Source organism: Cyclobacterium amurskyense (genome assembly GCF_001050135.1).
Classification (GTDB): Bacteria; Bacteroidota; Bacteroidia; order Cytophagales; family Cyclobacteriaceae; genus Cyclobacterium; species Cyclobacterium amurskyense.
Map to the genome: position 1 here is coordinate 2,155,744 of NZ_CP012040.1, position 18,860 is coordinate 2,174,603.

The window sequence follows — 18,860 nt, forward strand, 5'->3', positions numbered from 1 at the left end:
TTGGAACAGTTGAAATCAGGAAAAAGGAAAAATTATAACATTTCTTTAATAAAATCAATATTATTGCAATACCTAAAATAAACAATTAAAGCATATGGCTAATCAAAGTTATGACGCTATTGTCGTTGGATCAGGGATCAGCGGCGGTTGGGCGGCAAAAGAATTAACGGAGAAGGGGTTAAAAGTACTTCTTCTGGAAAGGGGTCCTAACGTAGAGCACGTAAAAGATTATAAAAACGCGACCAAAGCACCTTGGGAAATACCTCATAGAGGAAGGCGTACAATAGAGATGTTGGAAAATCACCCGAATCTTAGAAGAGATTATGTTTTGAATGAGCTTAACCTTGATTGGTGGGCGCATGAGGATGATTCTCCATATGTAGAAAAAAAGCCTTTCACCTGGTTTCGTGGTTACCAAGTAGGAGGTCGTTCCTTGCTTTGGGGAAGACAAAGTTACCGTTGGTCTGATACTGATTTTGAAGCCAATGGCAAGCAAGGCATAGCAGTAGATTGGCCTATCAGGTACAAAGATCTTGCACCTTGGTACAGTTATGTGGAAAAATTTGCAGGTATTTCTGGAAACAGAGATGGTCTTGATATTCTTCCTGATGGAGAATTTATGCCTGCAATGCCTTTGAACTGTGTTGAAAAGAGTGTGGCTGACAGGGTCAAAGACCATTTTAAAGGTGCCAGAGTTATGACAAATGCTCGGATTGCCAATATTAGCCAGCCTCTTCCGGGCAGGCCTGGCTGTCAATACCGAAATAAATGTTCTCTTGGTTGTCCTTATGGTGGTTACTTTAGTACCCAATCCTCTACATTGCCAGCAGCAGTGGCTACAGGAAACCTTACATTAAGGCCTTGGTCAATTGTTACCAAAGTGCTTTATGACAAAGACAGTAAAAAAGCTACTGGAGTAGAGATACTCGATGGTGAAACAAATGAAACCATTGAATTCAATTCTAAAATTGTATTCCTTTGTGCTTCAGCATTCAATTCAGCCGCAATTTTGATGCGTTCAGCTACGGAAGTGTGGCCTGAAGGATTAGGAAGTAGTTCTGGAGAGCTTGGACATAATGTAATGGATCACCATTTCAGACTTGGTGCCAGAGGAGTAGTAGAAGGCTTTGAAGATAAATATTACTTTGGAAGAAGGCCTGGAGGATTTTATGTTCCAAGGTACAGAAACCTAGGAAACGAAAGTAGAGATTATATTAGAGGCTTTGGCTTCCAGGGTGGTGCCAGCAGACAAGGTTGGAGCAGAACCGTTGCTGAATTGGACTTTGGTGCACCTTTAAAAGCAGAACTTACAGAGCCAGGCGACTGGACTATAGGTATGACTGCTTTCGGTGAAATCCTTCCTTACCACACCAATACCATAAAGCTCAGCAAAACAGTAACCGACAAGTGGGGAATCCCTGTCTTGGAAATGGATGCAGAAATCCACGAAAATGAGAAAAAAATGAGGGTGGACATGAAAAATGATGCAGCAGAAATGCTTGAAGCTGCAGGTGTAAAAAATGTCACCACTTATGATACTGGATATACCTTCGGACAAGGTATTCATGAAATGGGTACAGCAAGAATGGGAAGAGATCCTAAATCTTCTGTTTTGAATGGCCACAATCAAGTGTGGGATGCGAAAAATGTATTTGTGACTGATGGAGCAGCAATGACTTCAGCTGCTGCACAAAACCCTTCGTTGACCTACATGGCCATGACTGCTAGGGCAGCAAGTTTCGCTGTTGAAGAATTGAAAAAAGGTAATCTGTAAACCCAAACTGAAGAGATATGAATTTTATGAATAGAAGAGAAGCACTTAAAAGTGTGGTCCTCATGATGGGAGGGACCATGGTAGGTGCTAACGTTATTTTAACTGGATGTGCTCCTGATTCACAGATTGAAGGACTTGATTTTTCTGAAGATGAATTGGCCTATATGGATGAAATCGGAGAAGCAATTATCCCTACTACCGATACTCCCGGAGCAAAAGCTGCGGGTATAGGTTCGTTTATGGCCATGATGGTGAAATCTACTTATACTGAAGAACAACAAAAATCCTTTATTAACGGTCTTAATAAGTTGAAGAGCGATTTCAAGGCGGCTAACAAAAAGGATTTTATGGATGCTACGGTAGAAGAAAGGACAAATTTCTTAAACCAAGTTAATAAAAAGGCCATGGTTCCTGCTACTGAAGACAATAAAGAGGACAAGTATATTTTAATGATAAAAGATCTGACTTTATTGGGCTATTTTACTTCGGAAATCGGCGCTACTCAAGCGCTTAGGTTTGTGGAAACCCCAGGTAGGTATGAACCTTGTATTGAATATAAAAAAGGGGATAGGGCTTGGGCTATCTAACCCTTCTTAACTAAAAAATACAAATCCCGCCTGTAATTGGCGGGATTTTTTTATGTGTATTTTTTGGAATGCTACGTGAAATTATGTATTATACATGGATAAACCATCTGTAAAACATGATATATCTAATATGCAATATTATAATTTCCTTAAACCTTTTGCTGATCTGCAATTCTGATGGGAGATTCAACAATAATGAGCTTGCAACCGAAACTCAAACTCATTTTAATTCGAACCAAAATTTGGAAAAATTTGCTACAAATAAAGTTATTCCCAATGAGATCAGGGAATTAACACTGGAAGCCCTGTCTTATTTTCCAGATTTGATTAACACAAAAATTGACTTTCAGTTCAAAAATAATATTCACGGATCTGTAATGCAGGCACAACCAAAGGTGGGTTCCTTATTTGTGCATTCAAAAGAAAACCGTGCTTACAAAATAAAAATCTCGAGGAACCTATTTCTTGAAGACAACCCTATCCCTATTGAGCAGTTGCCTGATGATGTGTTGTTGGGCTGGATAGGCCATGAGCTTGGTCATATTCAAGATTACATAGAAAGAGGCTCTATGAACTTATTGGGCTTTGGTATCAAATACTATTTGTCTAATAGTTTTGTGACAAAGGCAGAAATTGCAGCGGATAGCTATGCCGTCGCTCATGGACTTGGTGAGAAAATAATAGCTACCAAAAACTTTGTGCTTAACCATGACCAAATCCCTCTGGCCTACAAGCAAAAGATAGAAGCACTTTATTTATCTCCAGGTGAAATACTTAGTATGGTAGACCCTGAACTTGGTGAGGAGAATAATACCTTGGAAGAAGAATAAGTTCTAAGTAAAATTGTGATTAATCGGTGAAAGGTTAATAAAGAATGCGTTGTGTTACATCATTTTTTTCACCTCTCTTTTGCCTACTGCCATGTAGCTTTTTACAAACTCACTGCCGTGAATGTGTTCAGCAGAGGCAGGGGTAGAGAGGCTTTGCTTGATTAATGTTTATAGTGATTAGATTTTAGAAATATCTGCTTTTCGGATATAGGCTTCTTTATTGCCCCACTGAACCTGGTACCACATGTCCTTGCTAGAAGTGATTGTTACCCGGTGCCCTGCTTCGACTCTCCTTACGAGGTTTCCAGCTGCCGAAGGGCTATCCATAATTAATACTGGTCCCCCAGTTATGATTCCCGTGTCAGGCTTGTTTATGAAGTTATTACTTACGAATGCAATGACTAGAAATAAAAGGGAGGGATAATAGAACACCGTACGTTTTTTAGGAATTACAAAGACCAGGATTAAGAACACAAGCATTAGTAAAGCTGCTGTGCCAGAAATTATGGTTTTGTACTCCAACAATAACCTCAAAAATCTATCTTGGTCAGAAACCTGATAGCCTTCGAGCGAGGATTGGCCGGTCAAAGATTTTATTTTATCAATGACTTCGGGGTTGGGATTGTAATCATAATACTTCGACAAATACAGCGATGCTTTTCCATAGTCACCCAAGCCTTCAGAAATGAAGCCCATCTTTAAAAGCATGGCAGGAGAATAGGCATCCTCTTCATAAAGTAGAGTTTCGTAGCCTTCTAAAGCCTCTTTGTATTTTTTTTCTCCAAACAAACTATCAGCAGTGATCAGGTTAGTTTTTCCCGTGGTCTGACTGTCAGCCTGATGTGAATAAAGTAATGAGAAAGCTGATAAAAAAACAAGAAAGATCCGTCTAAGATTTGGCATTTTCAATATAGTCCTTTAAATTTGCAGTCCAATTACGGGAAACTAAGGCGAAAAACCAAGTATTCTTTTGATATTAAACCTTGCAAAAGGGAGGTCATAAAATTGGGAATTTTGATTCTGTAGCTCAGCTGGTAGAGCATAACACTTTTAATGTTAGGGTCCTGGGTTCGAACCCCAGCGGGATCACATCAAAGTAAAAAAACCTGTTCATTTGAACAGGTTTTTTTGTTTTACAGTCCCCTGTTCAAGAATTTTAAGGTAAGTCAGGCAGTGTTCTAGTTTTTTGTTGCTTTAAGAAAAGGATGACCATCTCATATATATTCTATTTAATAAATTTGGCCTAGTTTTTAATTGACTCATTCTATGATATCTTTAAAAAATATGGGAATTGGGTGAAATTTCGGTTAAATTTATTTTGACAATAAATTAACCTAGGTAAGACAATGTTTCGCAGATTGATTTTTATATTTCTGGTGATCACGGGATTGTCCTGTAAGCCCAATTTACCTGATCCAATAGCTCAGGCAATGGAAGAACTTCCAGAGCAGGTGGATTTTAATATCCATGTTAAACCTATCCTTTCAGACAATTGCTTCTCTTGCCACGGCCCTGATGAAGCTTCCAGAGAAGCGGGAATGAGGCTGGACCTTCCTGATGCTGCCTATGCAGCGACCGAGGAAAGTGGGAAAATACCTTTAACCCCAGGAAAATTAAACCAAAGTGAAGTCTTTCACCGGATCATTTCTGAAGATCCAGATTACCTGATGCCTACGCCTGAGTCTCACCTCACCTTAACCAATAGACAAAAGGCAATACTTATTAAATGGATTCAATCCGGAGCAAAGTACCAACCTCATTGGGCTTTTATTACTCCTAAATTACCTGCACTTCCTGCTCCTAAAATTAAAGATTGGTCCAATCAACCCATTGACCTGTTTATTGGTCAAAAACTCGTGGAACATGGACTTGAACCTTCTCCATCTGCCTCCAAAGAATTGCTCCTTAGAAGATTGAGCCTGGATGTAACCGGTTTGCCTCCAAGTTTAGAAGAATTGGATGCCTTTATAGCGGATGATTCAGAAAATGCCTATGAGAAGCAAGTTGATCGTTTGCTAAGCTCACCACATTATGGTGAACAAATGGCGATGTTTTGGATGGACTTGTCAAGGTTTGCAGATACCCACGGATACACCGTCGATAGGTTTAGAGACATGTCTCCATGGAGGGATTGGGTGATAGAGGCTTACAACCAAAACATGCCCTATGACCAATTCATTATAGAACAGCTGGCAGGAGATCAACTTCCCAATCCTACTAAAAAGCAAAAGCTTGCGACGGCTTTCAACCGAATACATCCCCAAAATATGGAGGGAGGAATCGTTCAGGAAGAATTTAGGGTAGAATATGTTGCAGACAGGACCAATACACTTGGCAAGGCCTTTATGGCCCTAAGTCTGGAATGTGCAAGATGCCATGACCATAAATTTGATCCGGTAAGTCAAAAAGAATATTTTCAGTTAAGTAGCTTTTTCAATCAGGTAGATGAAGCAGGGCAAATTTCCTGGGACAATGCCATGCCTGTTCCTACCATGCTTTGGACGGATGAAGAAAAAGACAAACTGTTGAAGATGTTAAAGAATGACATTGCCAAGGCAGAAGTTGCCATGGTAAACATCAAAAAAGAAGAACAGGCCAATCTTGAAAGCTGGATAAACAATCAGTCTTATAAAAACACCCGCTTTTACATTCCATCCAAATCACTAATTGCCCATTTTGACTTCGATAAGCTCCCTATTCAGGACAGAATAAAGCCAACTGTTCAAGGCATTATGGAAGGTATTGGAGAAAAAAGTAGGCAACCCGATTTGGTAGAAGGGTATAAAGGAAAAGCAGCCACGCTCAATGGGGATAGTTGGTTGAAAATGGGAGGCGTTGGTAGTTTTTCGAAAGACCAGGCTTTTAGTGTAGGGATTTGGGTAAATATTCCTGCAAATCTTGAAAATGGGGTCATCTTTCATACTGGCAACGGTGCTGTATTGTTCAATAGAAGAGGTTACCATTTGTATTTAAAGGAGAACAGGCTGGAAATGATACTCGCACACACGGCTCCTTATAACGTCATTAGTAACCATACCCTGGAAGATATACCAAGAGACGAATGGGTTCATTTGTTGATGACCTATGATGGCTCTTCCAAAGCAAAAGGAATAAAAACCTATGCCAATGGGAAGTTAATGGCCAGCGAAATGTCCAGAGATAATTTGTATAAAGACATTCTATTTGATGGTAATGACCAACCAGGCATTCAGTTGGGCGCTGTTTGGAGAGGAAGAGGATTGAAAGGAGCCGCTGTTGATGAACTTACGATATTCAATAAAGAATTGTCGCCTTTGGAAATATTGGAATGGATTCAACCAGATCTATTGGCACAAACGTTGAAAAAGAGTGCTAAAGATTTAAATGCTGAAGAAAGACTTTCCTTAGAAACTTTCTACTGGAACAACATCTCCCCCAATTATCAAAGCCAATTAAAAAAACTAGAAGCCGCTCGATCTGAACATTCTGCTGCTGTAGAGCCGATACAAGAGGTGATGGTCATGGATGACATGAATCCAAAAAGGAATACCTATATATTGGAGCGAGGAGAGTATGCTGCACACGGGGAAGAGGTAGATGCCAACACGCCGACCTCTATTCTTCCCATGCCCGAAGATTATCCAAAAAACCGACTTGGTCTTGCGCGCTGGTTGGTAAATGACAAACATCCGCTTACGGCGAGGGTGGCAGTTAACCGTCTTTGGCAGCAGTTTTTTGGTAGAGGATTGGTAGCCACTTCTTCGGATTTTGGTAATCAGGGAGAAATGCCAAGCCATCCGGAATTGCTGGATTGGCTGGCCGTTACTTTCAGAGAATCGGGTTGGGATGTGAAAAAAATGCAGAAAATGATCCTTATGTCTGCCACTTACAGACAATCCTCACTGGCAAGTAAAGAACTTCAGGAAAAAGATTATGACAATATTTGGTTGGCAAGAGGTCCATCAGGTAGGATGCCTGGGGAGATGATTCGTGACAACGCCCTTTATGCGAGCAATATGCTTGGCAAAGCTTTGGGGGGACCAAGTGTCAAACCTTATCAGCCGGATGGCTTGTGGTCTGTAAATGGTGGGCAATACGTAGAGGATACTGGGGAGAACCTATTCAGAAGAAGTTTATACACCTTATGGAAAAGATCTGTTCCCAATCCTACTCTACATATTTTCGATGCCCCGGAAAGATCCGAAGCCACGATTAAAAGGCAAGAAACAAATACCCCACTTCAAGCATTGGTGTTGATGAATGATCCTATTTATGTGGAAATAGCCAAAGTACTGGGAATGCAAATTGCTAACGAGCAGGATACAAGTAAAGCCATTCAGGATGCATTTAGAAAACTCACCGGAAGGTTTCCTAAAGATCGGGAACTGGCTGTGTTATTGAAGTTAAGGGAAGTAGAACTTGAAAAATTTAAAAAAGCCCCTGAGAAAATGGATGGGTGGCTCAATGAAGGGGCTTATCCCATAAAAGAAAAACCAGACAGGTATCAATGGGCAGCCAATACAGTTGTGGCCAGCGCTATTCTTAACGCGGATGCTACCATTACCAAAAGATAATATGTGCAATCACCATAAAAATAATCGCTTTCAAGCCTACCCAGACCTTCACGAGCTGGAGAAAAAAATAGACCGTAGGCATTTTCTTACCAAAACGGCCATGGGCATGGGGGGACTGGCTTTGGCCTCCTTATTTTCTGATGATGGGTTGATGGCTAAAGACATGGATACTCCACTTGGAACAGCTCTACCAGGGCTTCCTCACCATGCGCCAAAAGCGAAACGGATCATATACCTTTTTCAAAGTGGAGGGCCTTCACAGCTTGATCTTTTTGACTACAAACCAAGCCTAAGCGATATGCACGGCAAAGACCTTCCCGAATCAATCAGAGGTGGTCAGCGACTTACAGGTATGAGTGCCAATCAAAGTATTTTTCCCGTGGCGCAGTCCAATTTTAAATTTCAGCAATACGGAAAAAGCCGAACCTGGGTGAGTGAGTTAATGCCCCATACGGCAGAGGTGGTGGATGAACTTTGCTTTATCAAATCCATGATCACTGAGCAAATAAATCATGATCCAGCCATAACCTTTATGCAAACCGGTCATCAGTTGCCCGGAAGACCCTCTATGGGTGCCTGGCTTTCTTACGGATTGGGTTCCGAAAATCAAAACTTACCAGGCTTTGTGGTCTTGGTGTCCAAAAATGCGGTTAGGGATCAACCTCTGTATGCCAGACTTTGGGGCAATGGCTTTCTGCCTTCCCAGCATCAAGGCGTACAATTCAGGTCAGGTAAAGATCCTGTGCTCTTCTTGAGCAACCCGGAGAACTATGACGGACATGATCGAAAGGAAATGTTGGATTACCTCAAGGACTTAAATGGCATCCAGTTTGATACCTATGGTGATCCTGAGATCAATGCCAGAATTGCCCAGTACGAAATGGCCTTCCGTATGCAAACTTCTGTTCCTGAAGTATCGGACATGACCGATGAGCCGGATTGGGTATTTGATTTGTATGGTGAAGAAAGTCGTGATCCCGGAACCTATGCTGCCAATTGTCTTTTGGCAAGGAAGCTGATAGAGAAAGATGTGAAGTTCGTCCAGCTTTACCATCAGGGTTGGGACCAACATGGAAACCTTCCAGGTGGAATAAAGAACCAATGCGCAAAAACCGATCAGGCCACCGCGGCCCTGATTAAGGACCTTAAACAAAGAGGCTTGCTCGAGGACACCCTGGTAGTTTGGGGTGGAGAGTTTGGGAGAACAGTTTACAGCCAGGGAACCCTTACAGCCGATAATTATGGAAGGGACCATCATCCACGTTGCTTTACCATGTGGATGGCGGGTGCAGGAGTGAAGCCTGGGTTTACTTATGGAGCTACGGATGATTTTGGATACAATGTGATCCAAGACCCAGTGCATGTGCATGATTTTCATGCAAGTTTAATGCATCTATTCGGAGTGGATCACGAAAAACTCATCTTTAAACACCAGGGCAGAAGGTACCGCCTTACCGATGTGGCAGGGAATGTGGTCAATGACCTGTTTACATAATTTTTGGACGAAAAAAAATATATAGCTTACGACATAACTTTGTCTCGACTTATAGGTAGAAACCTAACCTGGGGCCAAAGTAATGCCCCCTCTTTTTAAAAAATTGATCGTAATAAACTGCCCCCCTGAATTCCTATACTCCATTTGTTGTAAAATTCCTTCCGCAAACTAAATTGAGCAGGAAAAGTTATGACTTGAGAATAATCGTCTACATTAAAAAACCAAACCTACTGTTTTTTGGTACTACATTAGGTTCCAACCAAAACGGGAAAGCTTATGAGATAAATAGGGTGTTAATTTTGAATAGCATCAAATCGTTTTTGTAGATCCTCAAGGTCATTCTTTTCATCAATTGAGCGTTCGGCCAAGCTAAGGATCATTTCAGCATGCTTTTTTATCACTTGCTTGTGTTGCTGGTCCACTGCAAAATCATGAAGTGTGGCCATGGCTTCCATCAAGTGGATTATTACAGGAGGGTTAGCCTTTGAGTATTGTCTAATAGCATTGTATGCGGCCCCCATCATTCCTTCAAAAGTCAATGCATTGGCGTAGATTCTCAACCTATTCTGTTCTCCAACTCTATAAGGTGAAGGAAACTTTACCGTGGTCAGGTAAGCCATGGTATTGCTTAGGTTGTCAATACAGGCGATAGCTGTATAAGGGTCATTTATACCCGGTGACAAGGCCCGGGCAGCGATTTCCACCATCTGGTGGATGGCATGCTCTGCATCCTGTTGGGAGGTGCGTGTTCTGCCGGTTAGGAAGTTGTCTTTTAGAGGTTCCAGCTCTTCTTCAGACAAGTTTTTATGAGAATAAACCTTTCCTATTTCTCTGTCTATAAATAAATAGTCTCCGGGGCGAAAATAAAGCTCAAGAAAAAGGTCTTCACCGGAAACGTGTTCCATTAACTTTTCAGGATCCACATATTGTAAATAGCCTTCTTTATTGCTTTTCAGAGGCTTTGAATAGGTAAATCCGGCCTTAATTTTTTCTAAGTCAAAAGAGAAAGTTGCCGCATCACCGATTTGTTCCGGGAAAAGGATTTTTAAATTCTGAGAAAGATTTTTGGAGATTTTGTCAATAATATTGTCCGCTTGAATGCTATTGGCTACATGATGTATAAAAATAATTAGCAATACGATATTGCCTATGGTCATCAATAAGGCAAAAAACACGGAAATGATAGGTGTAAATTCCAGTTGATCGGTATCTTTCACTGTATTGAGCACAATCAAGCAGTAAATGTACAAGGATACGTAAGTCCCTAATACCGTCTGATTGATCCGGTCATACATGAAATTCTTTATTAGCCTCGGGCCAAATTGACTGCTTGCCAGTGTGAGGGCTACCAGCGTAATGGAGAAGACAGTTCCTGCCACTCCAATCATTGCACCTGCTATTGTAGAGAGAATATCCTTAGCGGCATTTGGACTGCTGGGGAACAAATATTTCCAGCCACCTTTGGGCTCAAATCCATGCGTGTTATCCAGATAAACTAGCCAGAATGGTAGGGCGATACCAAGAGCAATAATCAAAACAGGTACAAACCAAAAAGTAGACTTGAGTTTAGACCACCAGAAAAATAATTTTTTCATACAAAACCTTTTGTGTAACTGAATTCAAGTTACCAAATAACCCTCAATTTCCTACGAAAAAAATCTTCAAGAGGAATACACGCATTTTTTAGAAAGAAGCTGATTTCATGTGGTCCTTAAAGGGCTACCAATCAATTCATCAATATTTACGCTATAGAAGGGGAGGGATTCACTGGGTTTTGGCGGCATTTTTGCCTTTTTTTCTGCAACAATGCTGACAAAATCAACCTATTTTTTCACCGTAAAGGCAGCCACTATGCCCGAAGTAACAATGCCCATGATTGGAGCTCCCAATACACTTTGAATCATGTAGCTCTTAAAATTAAAATAATCATTGGCTTCCTGCAGGGTCATTTTATCATTTTCTACGGCATAGGCGATAACATTTTCAAAATACTGTGGGGTAATGAAAGAAAGGGTTATCCACTGAGTCAAAGGGGTAAGGATGGTCACCGCCAAGGTAATTAATAAACCTGTTTTGAACCCCTGCCAATAGGTCATTTTTCCCTGATAATAAACACGGCGTTTTTCCAACAAGGCAAAAACGTAAATGGCGATCGCGGGAATGGCAATTAAATTGGTATAGGTGGCATGATGAGCAATTAAGTCATCATGCAAACCCACAGATCGTTCTATAAACATCCAAAGAAGCATCATTATGGAGAAAATCAATCCCCATTTGATCTCAAGACTATATTCTTTCATGGTTTGTTTTATTTCATTGAGTACAATCCAAAAGTATTTCCTTCAGGGTCCATACAAATAGCGCAAAAGCCATGTTCACCTATCTGGAACTTTGGCTGAAGCACTTTGCCCCCTGCTGTTTCCACTCTGCTTTGTTCATCGGCACAGTCTTCACAGGAGAAGTAAATCAATGTTCCTCCGGTACCGGGTTTCATTTCACTCGACTTTACCAAGGCACCAGAGGAATTTATAGCTCCATCTACATAAGGAAAGGCGACCATTCTTAGGTCTTCCATTCCTCCTGGAACTTGCATGTCTTCAAGTTTTTTATTCAGTACGGTTGAATAAAAGGTCTTTGCCTTATCCATGTCTTCTACATAGATTTCAAACCAGTTAACGGGGTTTACATTTGAGCTCATAATTCGTTTTTTTTTTAGATTTATATGGAAAAGTATATAATATAGCAAAAAAATTTCTTGTCTTATGACAAGAAATTCAAACTTCTTTAGTGACCTCGTTTCTAATTCTGCTTAAAGAGGTATCCGTAACGCCCAAATAAGTGGCTATCTGCTTCAACGGAGCTTGTTGGATAATCAAAGGTTGCTCCCTTTGAAGTCTTAAATACCTATCCTTGGCGGAATCCGTGATCATATGCAGGGATCTCAGTTTGTTTTCAAGAAGAGAGTTGGACATCCATGTTCTTCCCCATTCTGCAAAACCGGGGACGGATTTAAATAAAGCTTCAAAATCTTTAAAGTCTATTTTCCAGCATACGCAAGGAGTTACTGCTGCAATGTTTTCTTTTGTTGGAACTCTTAGGAATAAAGAGGCCACCTCGATGATTACGTTGCCTGGGCTGAAAAAGCTGGTAGTGATGTCTTTGCCAGAACTATTAACAGCAAAGGCCCTGGCTAGGCCGGACTCCATGCAGTAGTAGGCATTGGATTGTTGACCTTCGCTTAGAATGGCTTCACCCTTTTCAAAATGAACCCTATGGTGTGCTGCAAAAATGTCCTCACAGGCCCCTGAATTTAACTGAGGATGCTGGTAGATGGATTTAAGTATTGAAGATGGATTCATGAGAGACCTGATTTGAAATTTTGCTTACACCCAAGATTTACCAATGCACATAAATCTTGCCTGTACTTTTTCCCGATTCTAAAGCCATATGTGCCTCTGCTAGTTTTTTAATTGGGAATGCTCCACCCACTTTCGGCGCAATTTCTTTATTGTTGTACAATTCAATAAGTTCCTTCAGGCAGGTTCCTATTACGTCTACTTTATGATCTGCAAAACGCAACATGTTTACCCCAATAAGAGCCTGGGCTTTCATCATCATAAATAGGGGGCTTACGAAACCGGTTTTGAGCAAAAAGGATACATCATTGAGCAGATTGTTCTTTTTCCCACTTCTGGCAGCACCACCGAAACAAAAAAGTTTGCCACCATAAGCGAGCAATTTAAGGTCATTTTTAAAACTATTGCCTGCCACGGCATTGAAAATATGGTCTACTGGGCGTTTACCCAAGTTTTTGATAATCCATTTTTTGTAGTCTGTTTGAGTATAGTTTATGGGATAATCTACCTTTAAAGCTTTCAGGTACTCCATTTTTTCATCCGAACTACAAAGTCCAATTACTTTTACTCCTTTTAACTGGCAAAGCTGAGTCAGCGCTGTGCCCACACCACCAGCACAAGCGTGTACGAGGGCTATTTCACCTTTGCGCATTTGCTGGAAATAATGGGTCATATAATAAGCGGTGCAATATTGTGTGGCCAGCGCACAGGCTTCTCCCCCTGAAATTTCTTCTGAAATCACACCCAATGCCCTGTAGTCTGCAACAGCCTCAGTAGCATATCCACTAAATCTAGTAAAGGCCACCACTCGTTTACCCATTAAAGATTTCGGTGCCTCAGCACCTGTTTTTATCACTTTTCCTACTACTTCATAGCCTGGTACAAATGGAATTTTGGGTGCTTCCTTATAAAGGCCATTTCTAGCCATTACGTCTGCATAATTCAAACCAAAGCCCTCTACCTCAATACACACTTCATTGGCTTTGGGAACTGGTGAATTAACTTCCTGAATTTTAAAAGCTTCATCAGCATGCCCATATTTTATTATTGTTGCCTGTTTCATTCGGAAGGTTTGTTTTGACCGTATGAATATACAATTTTTATCCAATTCTAGATGTACGGTTTTATTAGAACCTGTTGATGGTTTTCCTTCACAAAATTTATGTCAATGGATTAGTCGCCAAAAGTGATTGAATCAATTGTTATACCAACAATAATCAATATTTTTAACCTTTGTAAAACCACTAATAATATGAAAAACCACTTCAACCGCAGAAAATTTCTTCAATATTCAGGCATGGCAGGTACTGCAGCCTTATTACCAGGCAATGCAATTTCAAAGTCTGAACCTCTATTCCCCGAAAATGAAATAGGCCTTTCAAAATTTGAATTGGAAACGCCCTCATTGTGTCTGGATCTTGACATAATGGAATCCAACCTTAAAAAGGTGCATGAAAACCTACAAGGAACAGGGATTGGTGTAAGGCCACATACAAAGACACATAAATGTCCGGCAATTGCTAAAATGCAGATGGATGCCGGGGCCATTGGTATTTGTACTGCCAAATTATCAGAGTCTCAAGTCATGTTGGAAAATGGTATTTCTGAAGTCCTGATGACAGGGGTAAATATCAGCTCTTCTAAAATTAGGAAGGCAATGCAATTACGGAAAAGACATTCCGGTTTTATTCAAGCAGTAGACAATAAACAAAATGCCAGAGACCTACAAGATGCTGCCAAGGAAGCAGGAATCATCGCTGATGTAGTTGTAGATTTGGATGTTATCCGTCGGTCAGGAGTTCCTACAGGTCTTCCGGCCCTTGAATTGGCGCAATTGGTTGACCAACTTTCTAATTTAAGGTTTAAAGGTATACTCGCTTATGATGGTGGGGCACAACATATTAAGGGGTATCAAAAAAGGTTAGAGAGAACCGTCCAAACTTTTGAACCAGTTTCAGCGACCTATGAAAGTATGATACAATCTGGCTTGAATGTTGAAATCTTCAGTGGGGCAGGGACAGGTACCTACAATATGATGGGAGATGTACCTGGGTTTACTGATGTTCAAGTTGGTAGTTATTTGTTTATGGATACCCAATACATGGTCATTGGCAGTAAGGGGAATGAAAACCTTTACGACGATTTTGATCCTTCGCTTACAGTACTCGCAACTGTGATTAACAACAATCATCCCAATAGATTAATTACAGACTCGGGCGCAAAGTCCTTGTCCATTAATAAACCTAGTGGGATGGTGATTGGAGAACCAGGCTTTAGCTATAACGCAGGGTCAGATGAATACGGAACCGTTACTTTTGAAAAGGCCAATAGAGCCTACAAGACTGGAGATTTACTGGAAATAATTGTTCCACATTGTGACCCCGTTGTTAACTTATATGATCGAATATATGGGATTCGAAAAGGGAAAGTAGAAAGTATACTGCCAATAATGGCAAGGGGGCATTCTCGATAGCAAAAAAAAAACTTATGACCACAAGATAGGATACAGGTAAACTATTTTGTGGTCATGAGAACTCAATTTTCTAAGCTTACTTTTTGCGGACTACCGTTATTTCCTTTGTCATCTTCTTCTTTACTAACCACAGGTTTTGAAGTCCACATGCCAAGCATCATGGCGAAAGAAGTCAATATAATTACTTGAATGATCAATGAATCGTTGATTATAGATACTGACATTGCCACTGGAACACTCAGGTACAACAAGATAGTTACCAAACCTCTTGGAGAGATAAACATCAAAGGCAGGAGGTTTATTTTAAAAACCTTTAACACAAGGGCTCTAAGTAGGAATATTCCGGCGGTGATGGAAATGGACCAAATTAGTGTCTCCGAATTGAAAAGTTCATTGGTTTCGATTAGAAATCCGAATACAAGGAAGAAGAGGGTTCTTATCAAAAAGGTGAGTTCCATGGTCAACTCTTTGAATTTTTTAATTTCTTTTTTGAAGCTTTTGGTATGTAATTTTTTAACAACTACGCTTTGTTTCAACTGGTTGAGATTACCAATAAAGAGTCCAAAAAGAAGTATAAAGATAAGAGCAGGTAAATGGTAAAGTTCAGACACTGCAAAAATCAGCACGATCATTAAAATAATCGGGGCAAATTTAACAGGGTGTTTGATACGACTTAGCAAAAAAGCCAGCATTATGGTGGCAAAGAAGGTGACGATTAATATCATGACGATCTCCCCAAAGAAAAGGCCTAGGGTTTTTACATTCATGATCTTCTTTTCAAGTAGAAAATTGAAAAGAAGCACCCCGAAAATATCAGAAACACTACTCTCGTACGTTACAAATTCACGGTTCTCAGTCCTTAAATTTTGAACAGAGGGGATGGCAATGGCACTGCTTATTATGGCAAATGGTATGGCGTTAAGCAAAGCAGTCTTAAATTCTACATCTCCAAAATATTGAATAGCATAGGCAAGACTAAAACTAATAACGACAACAGGAATAATGGCGACTAAAATTGTTTTACCAACAAATGATAATTTAGAAGTATCAAAATCAAGTTCTAGTGCACCCTCTAAAACGATCAATACCAGTCCGATAGTACCTAAAAATGGCAATACTGTGGTAAGGTCCGGAATGTCTAAATCAAAAAAGACTGCTGCTTGGTTTGCTGACCAACCCATTGCAAATAATAAAATCACTGGCGGGATTTTTGTTTTAGCAGAAGTAATGTCAAAAAAGTACGCAAAGAGCATTAAAGCACAAAGTACAATGATAATGGGTAGGGCCATAGATGGTTGGTTTAAGTTTAGGGGGTTTTCGCCTATTTCTGATTAATCAAAACCCTGTATTTCCTCATTAATTTAAAGTATGCCAAATATAAAATTACAATAAAGTCTGTCAAGTTAAAAGTTTAGCTTTTATTAAAGCTTAAATTTTTCTTAATTTAAGACTGTTAATTGACGAATTTATACCACCTTCTTAACCGACTTATGAAACTATTTTTCGCATTTTCCCTTTTTGTTTGTGTATTCTTTCAAGATCCGGTTTATGCCCAAAAGTCGTTGCCATTGGGTTCTCACCCACCTGCGCTTACCTTTGATCATTTCCCCAATAGATCCTTTGCCTTCGTATGGCGAAATTGGAATCTTGTAAGTCCTGAGAAAATGGCTGAGACCATTCAGTGCAAACCTTCTGATATAATTCACCTTGCACAACTTATGGGTTTGGAAGATAAGAAGCTCTTGCCTGAAAAATTACAAGAACAAATATATATTACTTTGCTTCGTAGAAATTGGCATTTGCTTCCCTATGATCAGTTGCTAACCTTATTGGATATGGATAGTGAAAGATTGGAGTTTGCTTTGAAAGAAGATGACTTTCTTTTTCATAAGTTTGGCAACCTCAAACCGGCCAGCCCAAAATTAATTTTTTCCGGTCCGACTGAAATTGAAATAAAAAAAGCCAATGATATAAAGGAAGTTATTCGCCCTATTCTTGCTAACAATGAAAAGAATCCTTCGGAAGACCTTTTTCAATTTATCGAAAAACTTAAAACTTACGATGAAGAGGAAGTTCTCGTTCCTAGAGATTCACTGAAGGAGGTTCAGCTCCGTTTTATCTATTCTTATTTCGGCATTTTTGGGGATCCTTTAATGGATGAAGAAAACGATCCCTTTCCCAATGGGCTCTTACAAAAATTAGCACAGAAAGGTGTTAATGGGGTATGGATGCATGTGGTACTCAACCAACTTGCCCCAGGAGGAGAGGCTTTTCCGGAGTTTGGAGAAGGTAGCGAAACTCGGCTTAAGAATTTGCGGAAAATAGCGCAAAGAGCTAAAAAGTTTGGCATTGACATTTACTTGTACATGAACGAGCCACGTGCACAACCTTTGGCATTTTTCGAAGAACGTTCAAATATGGCAGGGGTAAAGAAGGATGACTTTATTACCATGTGTACAAGTAATGAGGAGGTGAGGAACTGGATGGAGCAATCACTCACCCATGTTTTTACTGAAGTACCCGAGTTGGGAGGAGTATTTACCATTACTGCTTCAGAAAATCTTACCAATTGTGCCTCCCATGGGGGAAAGGACAAATGCCCCAGATGTAGTGAACGACCTTATGAAGACATTATCGCAGAGGTAAACCGAACGATTGCCAATGGAGTTCATGCTGCAAAACCTGAAGCGAATGTAATTGCTTGGGATTGGGGGTGGAACGGTCATGGGATGGCAAGAGATGTGATAGACAAATTACCGGAAGATGTGTGGTTGATGTCAGTCAGTGAATGGGCCAAACCTATCGAGAGAGGCGGGATTCCCAATACAGTAGGAGAATATTCTATCTCTGCAGCAGGACCAGGGCCTAGGGCAAAATCCCATTGGAGTGGAGCGAAGAAGAATCTACTTAAAACGGTCGCAAAAGTTCAGTTTAACAATACCTGGGAATTGTCCGCAGTTCCTTGGCTACCAGTTATGGATTTGGTAGCTCAGCATGCAGCAAATTTAGCGCAAATGGACATTGATGGGTATATGCTCAGTTGGACGCTCGGGTCCTACCCATCGCCAAATCTTGAAATAGCTAAAAAATTTTCAGATGACCCTGATGCAAGCATAGAAGAAGTGTTAAATTCACTGGCCTTGGAAAGGTATGGAAGGGCTGCCGTGCCTTATGTGCGTAATGCTTGGACTACATTCAGTACAGCTTTTGAAGAATATCCCTATGATATTAGAGTGGTTTATTCTGCACCTCAACAGTATGGCCCATCCAACCTTTTATTTCTGGAACCTACAGGTTATCGTTCTACCATGGTAGGTTTTCCCTATGATGACCTTAAGGGTTGGTCCGGCCCATATCCTCCTGAAATTTTAATATCACAATTTGAAAAAGTGGCTACTAAATGGGAGAAGGGGTTGAAATTTATAAAAGGTGCCATTGAGGTTACTGAAGACGAATCCTATAAAAAGCTATTGGAAGAAGACCTAAACTTAGCGAAGGCGGCTTACCTGCATTTTTTATCTGTTGGGCAGCAGGGTCGTTTTATAATGGCCAGAGACAATTGGCTTGAAAGCCAAAAAACTGATAAAGTGCTTCGGGATCAGGTGAAAGCTATTTTACTGAAAGAAAAGGAAACAGCAATTGACCTGCTTGAAGTAACAAGTAAGGATTCCAGAATAGGTTTTGAGGCCTCTAACCAATATTATTATGTGCCACAGGATTTGCTAGAGAAAGTAATCAACTGTCAATTTTTGATCAATGAACTTGATAAATAGCTTCAATCGCTAAAGAAAT

14 protein-coding genes and 1 tRNA gene are annotated in these 18,860 nt (G+C 40.4%); 8 read left to right on the plus strand and 7 right to left on the minus strand.

The genetic code is table 11. The features are described 5' to 3' along the window. Positions 1 to 94: 94 nt before the first annotated feature. From CA2015_RS08895 to CA2015_RS08905, 3 genes are all read left to right on the plus strand, one after another. Entirely contained in the window at positions 95 to 1,774 is a 1,680-nt protein-coding gene (locus CA2015_RS08895) for a GMC oxidoreductase (protein ID WP_048641591.1), read from the plus strand. A 26-nt stretch (positions 1,775 to 1,800) separates the two neighbouring features. Continuing rightward, positions 1,801 to 2,361: a gluconate 2-dehydrogenase subunit 3 family protein gene (locus tag CA2015_RS08900; RefSeq protein ID WP_048644443.1), complete on the plus strand. Its 561-nt coding sequence runs from the start codon at positions 1,801 to 1,803 to the stop codon at positions 2,359 to 2,361. Positions 2,362 to 2,603: 242 nt separating this feature from the next. Then, positions 2,604 to 3,191: a hypothetical protein gene (locus CA2015_RS08905; RefSeq protein WP_240477952.1), complete on the plus strand. Its 588-nt coding sequence runs from the start codon at positions 2,604 to 2,606 to the stop codon at positions 3,189 to 3,191. A gap of 177 nt (positions 3,192 to 3,368) precedes the next feature. Here CA2015_RS08905 and CA2015_RS08910 read toward each other — a convergent pair whose 3' ends face one another. Next, positions 3,369 to 4,094 carry a hypothetical protein gene (locus CA2015_RS08910; protein ID WP_048641593.1) on the minus strand — a complete coding sequence of 242 codons (726 nt, stop codon included), beginning with the start codon at positions 4,092 to 4,094 and terminating at the stop codon, positions 3,369 to 3,371. 113 nt (positions 4,095 to 4,207) lie between these two features. On the opposite strand from CA2015_RS08910, the gene CA2015_RS08915 reads away from it, so the two are divergent. The 3 genes from CA2015_RS08915 to CA2015_RS08925 all read left to right on the plus strand — a co-directional run bounded on the left by CA2015_RS08915 (position 4,208) and on the right by CA2015_RS08925 (position 9,239). Next, a tRNA-Lys gene (locus tag CA2015_RS08915) sits at positions 4,208 to 4,280 on the plus strand. Between the two features lie 257 nt (positions 4,281 to 4,537). Continuing rightward, positions 4,538 to 7,744 carry a DUF1553 domain-containing protein gene (locus CA2015_RS08920; protein WP_048641594.1) on the plus strand — a complete coding sequence of 1,069 codons (3,207 nt, stop codon included), beginning with the start codon at positions 4,538 to 4,540 and terminating at the stop codon, positions 7,742 to 7,744. Between the two features lies 1 nt (position 7,745). Further along, positions 7,746 to 9,239, plus strand: coding sequence for a DUF1501 domain-containing protein (locus tag CA2015_RS08925; RefSeq protein WP_048641595.1), 1,494 nt, complete (start codon positions 7,746 to 7,748; stop codon positions 9,237 to 9,239). Between the two features lie 293 nt (positions 9,240 to 9,532). Here CA2015_RS08925 and CA2015_RS08930 read toward each other — a convergent pair whose 3' ends face one another. The 5 genes from CA2015_RS08930 to CA2015_RS08950 form a co-directional block, all read right to left on the minus strand. Continuing rightward, positions 9,533 to 10,834 carry a DUF2254 domain-containing protein gene (locus tag CA2015_RS08930; RefSeq protein ID WP_048641596.1) on the minus strand — a complete coding sequence of 434 codons (1,302 nt, stop codon included), beginning with the start codon at positions 10,832 to 10,834 and terminating at the stop codon, positions 9,533 to 9,535. 228 nt (positions 10,835 to 11,062) lie between these two features. Next, complete coding sequence (locus CA2015_RS08935) at positions 11,063 to 11,539, minus strand: DUF4199 domain-containing protein (RefSeq protein ID WP_048641597.1); 477 nt, start codon at positions 11,537 to 11,539, stop codon at positions 11,063 to 11,065. An 8-nt stretch (positions 11,540 to 11,547) separates the two neighbouring features. Beyond that, the gene (locus tag CA2015_RS08940) at positions 11,548 to 11,937 is read right to left on the minus strand and encodes a VOC family protein (protein WP_048641598.1); all 390 of its coding nucleotides are present in this window, start codon (positions 11,935 to 11,937) and stop codon (positions 11,548 to 11,550) included. Between the two features lie 76 nt (positions 11,938 to 12,013). Beyond that, on the minus strand, positions 12,014 to 12,598 hold the full coding sequence (locus CA2015_RS08945; protein WP_048641599.1) for a Crp/Fnr family transcriptional regulator: 585 nt from the start codon (positions 12,596 to 12,598) through the stop codon (positions 12,014 to 12,016). 37 nt (positions 12,599 to 12,635) lie between these two features. Continuing rightward, positions 12,636 to 13,658 carry a quinone oxidoreductase family protein gene (locus tag CA2015_RS08950; RefSeq protein WP_048641600.1) on the minus strand — a complete coding sequence of 341 codons (1,023 nt, stop codon included), beginning with the start codon at positions 13,656 to 13,658 and terminating at the stop codon, positions 12,636 to 12,638. Between the two features lie 189 nt (positions 13,659 to 13,847). On the opposite strand from CA2015_RS08950, the gene CA2015_RS08955 reads away from it, so the two are divergent. After that, positions 13,848 to 15,068, plus strand: coding sequence for an alanine racemase (locus tag CA2015_RS08955; protein ID WP_048641601.1), 1,221 nt, complete (start codon positions 13,848 to 13,850; stop codon positions 15,066 to 15,068). 62 nt (positions 15,069 to 15,130) lie between these two features. Here the strand turns inward: CA2015_RS08955 and CA2015_RS08960 are convergent, their stop codons facing one another. Further along, entirely contained in the window at positions 15,131 to 16,357 is a 1,227-nt protein-coding gene (locus CA2015_RS08960; protein ID WP_048641602.1) for a cation:proton antiporter, read from the minus strand. 201 nt (positions 16,358 to 16,558) lie between these two features. Between CA2015_RS08960 and CA2015_RS08965 the strand changes: the two genes are divergently transcribed. Next, a complete protein-coding gene (locus CA2015_RS08965; protein WP_048641603.1) occupies positions 16,559 to 18,841 on the plus strand; it encodes a hypothetical protein in 2,283 nt (760 codons plus the stop codon). Positions 18,842 to 18,860: the final 19 nt, after the last annotated feature.

What these genes read in the sequence shown, in the direction of transcription:
- CA2015_RS08900 (WP_048644443.1), top strand. Translation starts at nt 1,801, where the DNA reads ATGAATAGAAGAGAAGCACTTAAAAGTGTGGTCCTCATGATGGGAGGG.
- CA2015_RS08925 (WP_048641595.1), top strand. Translation starts at nt 7,746, where the DNA reads ATGTGCAATCACCATAAAAATAATCGCTTTCAAGCCTACCCAGACCTT.
- CA2015_RS08930 (WP_048641596.1), bottom strand. Translation starts at nt 10,834, where the DNA reads ATGAAAAAATTATTTTTCTGGTGGTCTAAACTCAAGTCTACTTTTTGG.
- CA2015_RS08955 (WP_048641601.1), top strand. Translation starts at nt 13,848, where the DNA reads ATGAAAAACCACTTCAACCGCAGAAAATTTCTTCAATATTCAGGCATG.
- CA2015_RS08950 (WP_048641600.1), bottom strand. Translation starts at nt 13,658, where the DNA reads ATGAAACAGGCAACAATAATAAAATATGGGCATGCTGATGAAGCTTTT.
- CA2015_RS08960 (WP_048641602.1), bottom strand. Translation starts at nt 16,357, where the DNA reads ATGGCCCTACCCATTATCATTGTACTTTGTGCTTTAATGCTCTTTGCG.
- CA2015_RS08895 (WP_048641591.1), top strand. Translation starts at nt 95, where the DNA reads ATGGCTAATCAAAGTTATGACGCTATTGTCGTTGGATCAGGGATCAGC.
- CA2015_RS08945 (WP_048641599.1), bottom strand. Translation starts at nt 12,598, where the DNA reads ATGAATCCATCTTCAATACTTAAATCCATCTACCAGCATCCTCAGTTA.
- CA2015_RS08920 (WP_048641594.1), top strand. Translation starts at nt 4,538, where the DNA reads ATGTTTCGCAGATTGATTTTTATATTTCTGGTGATCACGGGATTGTCC.
- CA2015_RS08965 (WP_048641603.1), top strand. Translation starts at nt 16,559, where the DNA reads ATGAAACTATTTTTCGCATTTTCCCTTTTTGTTTGTGTATTCTTTCAA.
- CA2015_RS08910 (WP_048641593.1), bottom strand. Translation starts at nt 4,094, where the DNA reads ATGCCAAATCTTAGACGGATCTTTCTTGTTTTTTTATCAGCTTTCTCA.
- CA2015_RS08940 (WP_048641598.1), bottom strand. Translation starts at nt 11,937, where the DNA reads ATGAGCTCAAATGTAAACCCCGTTAACTGGTTTGAAATCTATGTAGAA.
- CA2015_RS08935 (WP_048641597.1), bottom strand. Translation starts at nt 11,539, where the DNA reads ATGAAAGAATATAGTCTTGAGATCAAATGGGGATTGATTTTCTCCATA.